The following is a 12,620-nucleotide window of genomic DNA, read 5'->3' as shown; positions in this document are numbered from 1 at the left end:
TTAAATCGGGTCATGCTAGATATCCGCATATTTTTCGAGCTATGTACCAAAGCGCTGGATAGACAGCACAGTCTGACGGGTAGAGGGTAGAGCGGATATGAATCAGCAGGCGGAGAGAATCCTCTGGAGCATGGCCATTCCAGGATTCGGACAATTTCTCAACCACAAGTACTTGAAGGGCATCACGTTGATTCTACTAGAATTGCTCATCAACAGCGGTTCACACTTGAATCAAATTATCCTACTCAGCTTTCAAGGTCGTATCCCGCAAGCCATTGCTACCACGAATTATCAGTGGTTGATGTTTTATCCGTGCGTATATATGTTCGGTATTTGGGATGCGTACAAGGATGCGGGAGGCACCGCGCCGTTCGCTTACCTTCCGTTTGTCCTGACTGCCTTCTTCGGCACGGTGGGGGTTATCTACTCGCCACTTCTGAGGTGGAACGGCCGTCTTCTCGGCCCTGTATGGCTTCCGATGCTGTCTGCCGGCATTGGTCTATTCCTCGGAGTGCTCCTGCGCGTATGCTTACACGCACTTCACAAAATCTCCAAACCATCTCCATATAAATCATGAACTGGCCCACTATAATTTGACTTGGTCAAACAAACCCACTTTGGACAGCTGGCTCGTGGCTGTCCCTTTTTCTTAGTGGTTCGTCAGGCTGTCTTCACGAGACGTGATTCGGAGGAATCGATAGATGAATTTGGCGCACCTCATCGGAACGTATGGATACTTCGGACTATTTGTGATGCTCGCCCTCGAGTACGTCATTCTCGTCGTCCCTGGCGAAACCACTTTGACGACAGTCGGCATCTTGTCGCGCACGAATGTGTACCACTTTCACTTCCTGACCTTAGTGCTTATCTCCGCACTGGGAACGTCTACTGGTGCGCTGTTTGCGTACACAATCGGGCGATTGTTTGGGCGCCCCGTCATTTACAAGTATGGAAAATACGTGTTCTTGACGGAAAAACGCCTCGAGCAAAGCGAGACCCTGTTTCACCGTCACACCATACTCACGCTCCTCATCTCCAAATACATCGCCGTCGTTCGCGACATCGTCCCGTACATCGCTGGAATCAACCGGGTTCCGCTCGTTCGATTCATCCCCATTACGCTGATATCCTCGTTTCTTTGGACGGCCACGTTTATCGGTGCCGGCGGATTTATCGGCAAGCTTGGAGCAATTGTGCGCAATCACTGGCGCACCGATATTATCCCAGCAGTGCTCGTCGTTGTCGCAGCGGCAATCGCATATCGAATGATTCACAAGAAGATGCGACAGCTCGGTGTCAAGCGCGAGGATACGCCGGACGTGTAAGGCGTATCCTCGCTGCTTGAAAAGCCGCAATTCCCCGGTAAACCGCACGTCAAATAGCCCGACAGAAACCGCTCTCTGTCGGGCATCTTTCTACCATGCATCTTTCATGCCTTGCAGCCACTCGATATCGTACGGTTAGAGTTCACACTCTCACCACATCCGTTACTCTCGGGAGTCGCGTTTGCGATTCGCAAAAATCCAAAAGCCGACCACGACGACAACTAACACGACCGCTGAGATCATGGTAAGTGGACGCAGGTCTTGTTCAATACGTCCCCAATTTTGGCTGAGTTTGAGCCCGACGTACGTGAGGATAAGCACCCACGGTATCGTGCCAATTACGGAATAGGTCAAGAATCGACCAAATTTCATTTTTGCGATGCCTGCGGGAAGTGAGATAAAGGTCCGCAACGCCGGCAACAAACGACACACCAAAACCGTCACTTCTCCCCTGCGGGCGAAAAACCGGTCTGCTTGTTGAAGATGTCGCTGAGACAGGAGCACGAGCCGACCGTATCTGGAGATGAACCTTCTCCCGCCATACCTGCCCACTGCGTAGGCAATCGTCGACCCGGTGACGTTTCCCAAAACGCCGACAAGAACCACCAAAGTGAACTGTAAGTGTCCAGTGGAAACGAGGTAGCCTCCAAACGGCATAACCACCTCGCTGGGTAAGGGTATACACGCGCTCTCCAGGACCATTGCGATAAAAATACCCAAATACCCGGACGATTGTACGAGCATCATTACACTGTGTGACAAAGTCAGATCACCCTATTTGACGTATTCAGTTCAAAACATCACCAGGCGGTTACGCCCGTGGCATGTCACGCGTAGTGCCCCATCCGAAAGATGCGTAGACCAATATTCGTGACAACGCGCAACGGTCTGGAGAACAACAGCGAAACTCGTCCGCAGATGATGCCGATGACCATTCCGGCGATGACGTCCGTTGGCCAGTGCACGCCGACATAGACGCGGGCAACCATGACGATGGCACTGCAGATGGTGAAGGTCCAACTCAGCCAAGTGGGGCCCTTTCCCCACAATGCGCTGGAAATCCCAAAACCGCCCGCGGTGTGGTCGCTGGGAAACGAGGTATCGGCAGAGTGCGGGATGAGTTTATTCGCCCCAAAGCCGGGAACCGCGAACGGCCGCGGTCTGTACCACATGGCGCCGATGACGACGTTGACGAGGAGCGCCAGCACTCCACCTGCGACCGCTACGATCAACGCATGGCGCTTGTTTTCGTCCCTTCTAGGCAAAGCAAACCAAGCGACCACAAACAGCACGGCGTAGATCTCGAGCGCGTACTGGGCAAAAAAAGATAGGACTGCGTCCAACACCGGAATGTGTCCAGCATGTTGGTTCAACGCCCGAAAAACAGTGACATCAAACTTATCCACAACGCCTCTTCCTCCGTCTCGGTTTCGTGCACGCAATGAAGTGCACGGTGTGAATTATAGGGTGAAGTCTTTTGTGGATGGTGGAGGATTTATGGAGAAGGTGTGGTCCACAGCGCCATTTTGAATCGCCGAACATCCGTGCATCCGGTGCTCCACTAAACCGATAGCGGCAGCCTTACGACAAATGTCGTGCCAACCCCTTTGACACTAGCGACGCGAATGGTTCCGTTGTGTGCCTCCACAAACTCCTTCGCGATGGCGAGTCCAAGGCCTGTACCTCCCGTGTCCCGCGACCTATCCTCTTCACCGCGATAAAACCGGTCAAACACAAAGGGCAAGTGATCCGCCTCGATACCCGGACCCGTATCGGAAAGGGCCACCACGAGCGCCTGCGACTCGCGCGAGATCTCTACATGAACCGTCCCGCCCGCTGGCGTGTATCGCAACGCATTGCCTAACAAATTGACGAACACTTGGGTCATTCTGTCGGGATCGACATGAATCGTGGCATTCATATCGTCACTCACACTCAACGTCAGAGCGATATTGTGATCAAAGGCCTCCACTTCAAAGTTGTCGACAATTCGCCGCAGAAACTGAACCATGTCCGTAGGCCGTTTGCGCAGCTGCAGTTTCCCTACTTCCGCAAGGGATAGCTGGTGCAGATCTTGAACGAGCCGAGTCAAGCGAATGACCTCGTCGTGAATGGGTAACAGATCCTGTGGTCGAGCTGTCTTTACGCCCTGTTGAATCAGCTCTAATTGCCCCTGCATGATGGTGAGTGGAATTCGCAACTCGTGGGCGACGTCTGCGACAAGGTGTCTTCGCGCCTCTTCCGTGGCGGCGAGTTTTGCCGTCATCTGATTGAAGGCCAGGGCCACTTGACCGAATTCATCGGTAGAGGTCACCGGAATCTGTGTTTTCAAATCCCCGTGGATGATGCTTCGAATGGCCTTCAAAATGTGCTTCAATGGCCGAGTCATCCGACGTGCCATAAATGCGCCTGACAACAGGGCGAGCGCCGCTGCGATAATCACTCCCCACATGAGGGCGAGCGTCATCGTGTGAAGGACAGCTTCCTCGATGTCGTACAGTCGTTCGAGTCCTTCACCGTATATCAGCATGGTCGCGATTTTCTGGCCATGGTTTAAGACGGGGACTGAGTTGTCCATACGTTTATTCGGACTTCCAGATTTCGTACCGACTTCAAACTCGACGTGATTCTGGTTGTCCACAACGACCAACTGTTGAGGCAGATCACTGCGCGAGCTCGTGTGCGACATGACGTGATTGATGTCCATCCCGACCTTCGACCACGAGTGACCGTCCGTATCGTAAAAATAGCTGACTAAATCCGCCCACTGGACCGCATTTCTCTGCATCGCTTCCGATGCGTACGATTGAAACAAGCCTTCTAGTTCGTTGTGCGCCAACATGAAGAGGGCCCCAGACATAAAGGTAATCAGGGCCGCGATGATGGCAAACAGTTTTCGTGTAATGGTAATCCTCACAAGTCATCACCAAATCGGTAGCCCATGCCATGAACCGTTTGGATAAACCTCGGTTCCGCAGGGTTATCCTCCAATTTTTTTCGAAGGTGACTAATATGGCTGTCCACTGTGCGCTCGTAGTTCATATACGCGTCACCCATTACCGCCTGTAACAACTGTAACCGGCTGTAAACGACGCCCGGCTTTGCCGCAAGTGTGGTGAGAATCTGGAATTCCGCAGGGGTCAAGATGATCTCCTGCTGATCTTTCCAAACCTTAAACTTCGACTCGTCGATTTTTAACGGGCCCCGCACATACGTAGATTGAGCACCCGGTTGGTCCTGAGCACGCCGCAATACCGACCGAATCCGCGCGACCATCTCCCGAAGGCTAAACGGTTTCACGATATAGTCGTCAGCGCCGATTTCAAGCCCCAACACGCGGTCGAGTTCCTCCGTTCTGGCAGTCACCATGATAATCGGAATACTCGACGTGAGGCGCAGTTGACGACACACGTCAATCCCACTGGTACCCGGTATCATCCAATCTAAAAGAATGAGGTCTGGGCGGCACTTGTCCACCATTTGAATGGCCAAATTCCCATCTGTTGCCGTATAGACGTCAAAGCCCTCTCGCTCGAGAAACGGCTTAATCACGTCGATTACCTTCGGTTCATCGTCAACCACAAGTACACTCTGATTCATGGATTACCACCTAATCTTTGCCTGGATTTATTTTGTCCACATCGGGGATAATCAATCGCGCGGATTCACTCCTATACCAACCTAACCCCTATTGTATACCTGCCATTATAGAAGGAAAATGTGATGACCACTTGGAGGGCATTTGGAGAAATTGTGGCGATGGTGGACATTCCTCCAGCGCAATCAGTGGGACAGTCCAAACAAAGGTGCGATGGAATCCCCTCAGACACACCCCAGTCAAATATCGTAAACGACCCGGCGACTCTCCCAAAACCCCTGTGGCTATCATCGAATTCCACGAAGTACCCCGATGGAGCCCTATGCTCCCATCGGTCAGAGGTCGATTATAGCGATGCAATGTGAAACGGCGATAGAAAGAGTATGGAAATTGTGTGGATATCTAGGAGGGAGAGAATCACCATCTAGCCACAACTGCACAGACCGAAAAGAGCCAGTGGGGCGCTGTCCACCTGTACGCAACGGATGATGAGCTACGAATCAATTTCAAGTTGAAATCCGTCATTCATCGCCGCAATGGATTGAATCTGTTCCTCAACACGCCAATGATGAGAAGCAACACGGGGATTCCAATCATGTTGATGGGAAGCACAAAAGGTATCCAAAACATCTTCATGTAGTACTCCGAAACGTCGACTTGAACGTTCTTAATGGCGATTGCGGTGATGAACCCGACGGGCGCGACAACCCACAAAACTTTACGCCAGTTTGTGATACTGAGCCACTGCGCCGTGCCGTAACTCGCGACAAACACGTAGACAGACAGTTTGATGAACATACTCGTAAACCAAACAATTACGAAGATGGAATCCACGTTCTGAATGAACTCCATGATGGAGATAAATCTGGTCATGCTGAAAAACGGATACCACATCCTCGATGCGAGCTCGGGCCCAAACGTGAGGATGACAGCCAGGGTGGCGAGAAACGCTAACACTGCAGCAGTAGCGACACCCCACACTGCCTTCATGCCTTGGTTTGGGGGTTTTTAAGAAACGCAGTCAACACGAGCATCATCACCGACTCGCCAAAAAAGGATATCGGCATCATGGAGCCTTGCACAATCGCACGCCAACCGGAATCGACGTACACAGGATAGAGTTCCCCCCATTGTATATTGCCGAAATCGAGACCAATCAGTACGACGATCATCACTAAAATGACGGGCCCGATAACTTCACTGCACCGTCCAATCCCCTCAAGCCCTCCCTGAATCACCAGATACAGGACAACAAGTAACGTGAGTAGGACGACCACCCATATCGGCGTGTCGCGAAACAACGCTGTGATGATGAAATCGCCAAAGTCTCGCATGATGATGCCGATATCCACATAACACTGTAGCAAAAGCGGTATCACGATGAGCTTGCCGAGCCACGTGCCCAAAATGGTTCGACTGTATTCTACGAACGTCTGATTTGGGTACATCATGCTGAGCCTTGTCGCGATAAACGTGATCAAAACCCCCGTCCCGCCTGCCACGCCCATCGCCATCCAAGCGTCTTGCTTCGCCTCGTGCATGGCGGAGGTCATGGTTAACAGCAACGTATTTCCGACCTCGAAGGCAAACAGCATCCAATAAATCTGCCCGCCAGAAATGTTCATAGAGTTCTTCACAACGCCGTGCACCGCCCGACTCCAGGTTTCATTCTTTGATCTCGCTTCGCGGCAACTGTAACGGTGGACCGGTCAGACCTACGCGCCGAACGTTCAAGTGGGCGCTCACCGTTACCTCTGCACTCGCAAATTGCTTCTCCCAGTCGTTCTTCATCGCCCTCGATTGGCGCGGGTATTTTCGATGAATGGCCTCGCCGAACCCAAAAATGTCCAAGCCATATTGTTTTTGAACCTTGAGAATCACGTCCTTTGCCGCCTGCGCGGTGGAGGTATCAAATGCATCCTGCACCCGCTGCAGATTCGCGGCTTGCGACAGGTCCAATGGCGTATTGTTTTCGCGAACGATGCCAAAACCGGTTAACCGAACCGCGATGTGCACTTTCCCATCCTGTAATGTGGGCGTAATCTTGCTTCGGGTGTTGGACACGTCGAAGTTGACGTATCCCTTTTCCTTAGGAACGCGCGTCGTCAATATCACGTGCTGTAAGATTCCTTTCACCCAAACCGCATTCTGCGCTTCGTCATAATCTAGGAAACCGACGAGCCTCGAATGTGAGTCTATGATCGCTCGCCCCACGAACTCCAATCCCTCCTGGCCCCCCGAGCTCTGACCGTCGTCTTGCGACTGATTCGCTTGTGACGAAGCCAAGGTGGACAACTGAATCACGGGTAACGTCGTACTATGCCCCTTCGATTCGTCCATCAAATAATTTCTCAACGTCGTGTCCCCAATCCCACCGACCGCTTTGTGCTCGCGCAACGCTGCCAACGCGGGAAGGTTCTCTAACGGGTATGGATTTTGCAAGACTTCCAGTGCGCTGTTCCCCTTCACGATGAAGACATCCGTGCGCAACCGGACGTCTGGGTTCCGGGTGTATTCGTCGAGCGCACTGGACAGACCGTTTTTGGCAAGCGTTTCTCCGATACAGATGACGCGGCGGTGGCCCGCATAGATCTTTCGAGATGATTTTCTCTGAATGTTCTTTGTCGCGTCCAAGGAACTCTTACCAGTGCCAGTTAGGACAAAAAAACCTTGCCCTGCCCCACCCCCGCTCTGAACGGTGGTACTGAGTTTCGACGGGATGGCAATTTGGGCGCTTGCGACATATGTCTTATCCTCCGACTGATCCATTCCCCAGCCGAGGATCAGGGCGAGATCATCCAACTCCGCACGGTCCCAGCACCCCGTCGCGAACAGCAAGGACACGAGAACAATCAAGCCGATGCTCCTAGCCCGCTTCATGTCGGCTGATTTCCCTGGCCGATCTTCGGTCTTTTGCCGTGTGGTAAGCGCTGTTTATCCGCTCCCGATATCAACCGAGGTCGGTGAGGCGTGCTCCAGAGTGGGGCTCGAAGGAAGACGTCCTTTAAGTTCGAGGGAACTTGTGGTGCGACGGGAACTAGATACGGAACGCCGAACGAGCGAAGATTGACCAAATGTGCCAGGATGGCGAGCGCGCCGAGCCCCACACCGAACAGCCCGAGTGTCCCCGCCAAGAGCAGGACGGGGAACCGGAGAATCCGGTACGCGATACCGAGATTGTAGCGAGGAATCGCAAACGACGCGATGCCGGTCGCAGACACCACGATGACCATTGGCGCGGAGATGATCCCCGCCTGTACGGCGGCCTGTCCGATCACCAGCGCCCCGACGATACTCACTGCCGAACCGACTGCCTTGGGCAATCGGACGCCTGCCTCGCGCAGTCCCTCGAACATCAACTCCATCATGAATGCTTCAATTACTGTCGGAAACGGTACCCCTTCACGGGCTGCTGCAATGCTAATGAGCAAGTTCGTCGGGATAAGTTGCGGGTGGTACGTGGTAATGGCCACGTAGAGGGACGGAAGAAAGAGCGCCACATTGAATAAAATGAATCGAATCCAACGGATGAATGACGTGTACAGCGTCCGCTCGTAATAATCCTCCGCCGCCTGCAATCCGGTCCAAAACGTCATTGGAACGATGAGGACAAAAGGCGTCGTGTCGACGAAAATCGCAATTCTGCCCTCAAGTAGACTGGCGCAGACTACATCCGGTCGTTCCGTGTTCTGTACCTGCGGGAACGGGGTCAATGCTCGGTCCTGAATGAATTCCTCAACATAGGCGGATTCCAGGACACCGTCAATCTCGATCCGGTTGATTCGCTTTCGAACTTCCTGTAATACCGTCTCCTGCACAACGCCCGTAATATATGCGATGACGACATCTGTCTGCGACAGATCTCCGAGTGACAGGCTCTCCAGTTTGAGTCTCGGGCTTCGGATGCGTCGTCGAAGCAAGGCCGTGTTCACGCGTAACGTCTCCGTGAACCCATCCCTCGGCCCACGAACGGTAATTTCCGCGGCAGGCTCCTCAACGGCACGTTTTTCGAAACCCTTGAGTTCCGCGATTAAAGCATCGCTGTCCCCTTCCACCAGCACGCCGACGTTCGATTTTAAGATGCCGTCGACGACATCTTTCACCCGATGTACGGTTTCTACTTTGGCGATGGCGACGAGCTGTTCCTGAATGATTCTGCTGGCTGCTCCATCTGCCGCATCCGGCATTTCACGACTTAGCATCGGCTTCAACAGCACTTTGTCAAGCGTTGCGGCGTCAACGAGCCCGTCGACGAACACGAGAAGCATTTTGGAGAACCCAGGAACCATGACAGACCGGAACACGACGTCTGAACAACTTTCAAACACGCCTCGCAGCACCTGTTCATTGACGGCTAAATCGGCGACCAAAACATCGTTCGAACTGGGGGCTGTGCTCGTGTTCTCTAGTTCCTTTATCGCCTTCAGGAGTCTTGGCTTCCGGGACTTCACATGTGATCGCTCCCTACGCGATATAGGGATAGACTTCCAGACTTAGGGATAATTATTCCTCTTCCATAAGGCGTGTGCATCGAATTGTTGAGCGTCACCCATCCCCGCCACAGCCCCCCGTCGCCAACTGACAAGGGCTGTCCCTTGAGCAGCTGTGTTCTGCTTTTAGGACAGCCTCGTCGTAAACAGCAATGGTATGTCGCTGATCCCGTTTTAAGCCGGGGTGCGAAAAAATAAACGATTCTTCACAATGAATTCCTGCTCGTGTTCAGGTACGGAGTCTTCCGCAAAAATGGCGGCAACCGGACACACCGCTTCGCATGCTCCACAGTCGATACACAAGTCCGGATCGATATAATATTGGTCGTCTCCCTCATGGATGGCATCGACCGGGCAAGCGTCCGTACAGTCGCCTGACTTTTCACCCAGACACGGGGAGGTAATTACAAATGCCATCAATATCCCTCCGATGACTACGATGTCGCGTTCCATCTACACAAGGCGCTACATCGATTGATAAACGTTTTATGCGGTGTCATTGCCAAGGGGTGACCGACACCAGAAGTGGATTTGGCTCCCCCGCTCCAGCAGCAGTTCGCAGCGCTCTATCCACATCCAGTAACCCGAAATTGTGAGATTGGAGAATCGAGATTGGAAACCTACCTGACGAGATACATTGGATGGCCATCTCGACAGCACCGTAACTATGACCGCGCAACCCTTTGACCGTGAGGGACTTCGCGAGCACCAAATCCGAATCCCACTCCGTGACTTTTGCGTATTTGTACGCAGCTAACACCACGAGTCCTCGACTCTTTACCATCGCGAACGACTGCGTGATGAGCTCCGGCCCCCCGGATGTGACATCGACGACCACATCGGCCATCTTCCCGCCAGTGATCTGTGTAATTCGCTCTATCGGATCTTCGATTGTCGTATTCACGATATCGTCCGCACCAAGTTGCTTACAGAGCGCGAGTCGGTGCACGCTGCTCTGCCTGCCTACTACGATAACCTGTGCCCCTGCGGCTTTGGCCGCCAACACGCAGGCCATACCTTGCTGTCCTGGCCCCAACACGACGACGGTTTTCCCGATGCCGACACGCGCCTCAAGGCACATCCATTCAAAGCCATTGGCGAGAGGCAGCGTAAATACTGCCTCCGCTGCGGGGACATGGGGCGGCATCTTGTGAACCACCGCATTGGGATGGAGGTACATGTACTGACTGAAGCCACCCCACAACCCGGGCTTGATGTCAATCGACGTATTCCCGTACCGCATACCACCCCGGCGGGAGTCGGTGGACTTACAGGAGCGGAAGAGACCCTCGCGGCAATGTTCGCACGTCCCACAGGGGAGGTACTCTTCCATTGCAACCCGATCTCCCTCTTTGACCCCCCACCACTGCGAAGCGTGCTCACCAATCTTCTCCACGTGTCCAACGACGTGATGGCCGAGGATGGTCGGTCGCGTAATGTGATTGTAATTGCCCACATCCGTACCACACATCCCGACCATTTCAACCCTGAGCAAACCATCGTCGGCCGAGATTTCGGGTAGGGCTAGTTCCTGAATCCGCGTCTCGTTGTTTCGGACTGCCACCGCGGCGATACTTTTTGGCGCATGTCTCAAGTTCCGTCCACTCCCATCGATGCATCGAAACCCCAGGTCACCTGACACGTGAACGTCGGCGAACACTAGAAGCGAGCGACCAGCTCGCCAGCCAGTCCCTCCTGCCACGAAACATCTCGAGGTAAGATGTGATCACAGCCGCGGATGTCTCGATGACTTTCCGGATGCACCCCTCTCGGCGCCTCGCCAGCCTCGACGTCGCGCGTGGCTTCGAGGAGAAGTTGTCGCGCCACGATGATGGCCGCGTCAGCAGACCCCAGGTGTTCCTTCGAGCGGTCGACGATAGGTCGCATCGTCTCCTGAAGCGCGAAGTCCTGCGTGTTAACTCCTTGAATTCCAGTAAACGTCTTGGTTCTTTGGTTCTCCCGGTCGATCATGTAGTCATTTGACTTGTTTCTCGCGAGGCGGTAGCCGGGAAGCGTGTTCGCAGGGCCGCGGCCAAACAGCGTCTCATGTTTGATGCAATAGTCCCTTGGCAGCGGGTGATTCGGGTCTGCGGAATACATCCAGTTGTAGACGACGCAGTGCTCGTCGTCGACAGGAACCCAGATGTGACCGTTGATGGTGGGGTGCTCCTCCGATTCGCCCGTACTCCAGTTGGTCATCGATCCGCGCATTTGCTGTGCCGGCATGACAAACTGATAAGCCCGGACGTACACTCCATCGTCACCGAGGTCTCGAATCCCCACGTAGGTAAACCCGTGATCTTCCTTATGCACTTCCAGCTTTGGAGCCGTCGCGCGCGTTCGCAAAGCGTTTTTGTCCTGCAGGTTGTTGTTGTGCGCGAACGAGGAGTGGGAAGTGTCAATTCCGCCTTCGAGCGCCTGGAGGTAGTTGCAGTCCTCATACGTTTTGGATACGTAGCGGTGCGACTCTGGTGCCCGAAGCCACTCGTAGTCAGGACATGGCGGCTGAGCTTGCGGTGGCCCCATGTAAGTCCACACGATACCGCCCGCCTCCCAGCACGGATACGACGTGATCTTAACCTTGTGCTTAAAGTTGCTCTCCGGCGGTTCATTTGGCATGTCGACACACTGGCCCGTGATGTCAAATTTCCATCCGTGGTAGACACATCGCAAACCGCATTCCTCGTTGCGCCCCCAAAATAGATGAGCCTGGCGATGCGGGCAGTAGGCATCCAAAATCCCAACGTCGCCATTGCTGTCTCGGAAAACCACCAAATCTTCGCCGAGTAAACGAACGCGAATCGGTGGACAATCCGGATTTGGCAATTCCTCGGACAAAACGGCGGGGATCCAGTATCGTCGAAATACCTCCCCCATGGGCGTACCCACATCCGTCCTGGTAATTCGTTCATTCAGGTCTGCCTTGAGCACGTGACAGTACATCTCCTTTCACGCATGAATACGTTCTTTCTATGGTTCATTGTAAAAGCAGAAAAAGGATTATAATTTCACCGTTTCCGCTATGTAGAACACGCGTGACAATTTTATTAAGGCCCCCGCGGGGCGTCGGCGCGCCTGTTGGATGATCTCCAGTGCGCGCGACGCTGGGTGCCGATTACGGAATATTGCGGGCATCGGTAGATTGCCCTATCATAGAGTAAACACTTTCCTGTCACATTTGATTGCCTATCGACTCTCGTGCAGTGT

Annotated in this window: 13 protein-coding genes; 2 read left to right on the top strand and 11 right to left on the bottom strand. The window is 53.5% G+C overall.

The window, feature by feature from the left end:
- Positions 1-97: 97 nt before the first annotated feature.
- Positions 98-577, top strand: coding sequence for a hypothetical protein (locus tag NZD89_RS12855; protein ID WP_268008083.1), 480 nt, complete (start codon positions 98-100; stop codon positions 575-577).
- A 124-nt stretch (positions 578-701) separates the two neighbouring features.
- Positions 702-1,325: a DedA family protein gene (locus tag NZD89_RS12850; protein WP_268008082.1), complete on the top strand. Its 624-nt coding sequence runs from the start codon at positions 702-704 to the stop codon at positions 1,323-1,325.
- Positions 1,326-1,487: 162 nt separating this feature from the next.
- Here the strand turns inward: NZD89_RS12850 and NZD89_RS12845 are convergent, their stop codons facing one another.
- From NZD89_RS12845 to NZD89_RS12795, 11 genes are all read right to left on the bottom strand, one after another.
- Entirely contained in the window at positions 1,488-2,087 is a 600-nt protein-coding gene (locus NZD89_RS12845) for a DedA family protein (RefSeq protein ID WP_268008081.1), read from the bottom strand.
- A 65-nt stretch (positions 2,088-2,152) separates the two neighbouring features.
- Positions 2,153-2,731, bottom strand: coding sequence for a phosphatase PAP2 family protein (locus tag NZD89_RS12840; protein ID WP_268008080.1), 579 nt, complete (start codon positions 2,729-2,731; stop codon positions 2,153-2,155).
- A gap of 155 nt (positions 2,732-2,886) precedes the next feature.
- Positions 2,887-4,242, bottom strand: a complete 1,356-nt coding sequence (locus NZD89_RS12835; RefSeq protein ID WP_268008079.1) for a sensor histidine kinase — start codon at positions 4,240-4,242, stop codon at positions 2,887-2,889.
- Entirely contained in the window at positions 4,239-4,925 is a 687-nt protein-coding gene (locus NZD89_RS12830; RefSeq protein ID WP_268008078.1) for a response regulator transcription factor, read from the bottom strand. The genes NZD89_RS12835 and NZD89_RS12830 overlap by 4 nt, the downstream gene beginning before the upstream one ends.
- 523 nt (positions 4,926-5,448) lie before the next feature.
- On the bottom strand, positions 5,449-5,913 hold the full coding sequence (locus NZD89_RS12825) for a GerAB/ArcD/ProY family transporter (RefSeq protein WP_268008077.1): 465 nt from the start codon (positions 5,911-5,913) through the stop codon (positions 5,449-5,451).
- Complete coding sequence (locus NZD89_RS12820; RefSeq protein WP_268008076.1) at positions 5,910-6,572, bottom strand: GerAB/ArcD/ProY family transporter; 663 nt, start codon at positions 6,570-6,572, stop codon at positions 5,910-5,912. The genes NZD89_RS12825 and NZD89_RS12820 overlap by 4 nt, the downstream gene beginning before the upstream one ends.
- A gap of 16 nt (positions 6,573-6,588) precedes the next feature.
- Positions 6,589-7,803 carry a Ger(x)C family spore germination protein gene (locus tag NZD89_RS12815; protein WP_268008075.1) on the bottom strand — a complete coding sequence of 405 codons (1,215 nt, stop codon included), beginning with the start codon at positions 7,801-7,803 and terminating at the stop codon, positions 6,589-6,591.
- Positions 7,800-9,374 (bottom strand): spore germination protein, encoded by a 1,575-nt coding sequence (locus tag NZD89_RS12810; RefSeq protein ID WP_268008074.1) that lies wholly within the window; start codon positions 9,372-9,374, stop codon positions 7,800-7,802. Before NZD89_RS12810 ends, NZD89_RS12815 begins: the two co-directional genes overlap by 4 nt.
- A gap of 213 nt (positions 9,375-9,587) precedes the next feature.
- The gene (gene fdxA, locus NZD89_RS12805; RefSeq protein WP_268008073.1) at positions 9,588-9,830 is read right to left on the bottom strand and encodes a 4Fe-4S ferredoxin; all 243 of its coding nucleotides are present in this window, start codon (positions 9,828-9,830) and stop codon (positions 9,588-9,590) included.
- Positions 9,831-9,909: 79 nt separating this feature from the next.
- The gene (locus tag NZD89_RS12800; protein ID WP_268008072.1) at positions 9,910-11,007 is read right to left on the bottom strand and encodes a zinc-dependent alcohol dehydrogenase; all 1,098 of its coding nucleotides are present in this window, start codon (positions 11,005-11,007) and stop codon (positions 9,910-9,912) included.
- Positions 11,008-11,072: 65 nt separating this feature from the next.
- A complete protein-coding gene (locus NZD89_RS12795; protein WP_268008071.1) occupies positions 11,073-12,344 on the bottom strand; it encodes a Rieske 2Fe-2S domain-containing protein in 1,272 nt (423 codons plus the stop codon).
- Between the last annotated feature and the right edge of the window lie 276 nt (positions 12,345-12,620).

The organism is Alicyclobacillus fastidiosus, from assembly GCF_026651875.1.
Taxonomy (GTDB): domain Bacteria; phylum Bacillota; class Bacilli; order Alicyclobacillales; family Alicyclobacillaceae; genus Alicyclobacillus; species Alicyclobacillus fastidiosus.
Note: the sequence above shows the minus strand (reverse complement) of the source record. Positions and strands in the feature narration are given on the sequence as shown.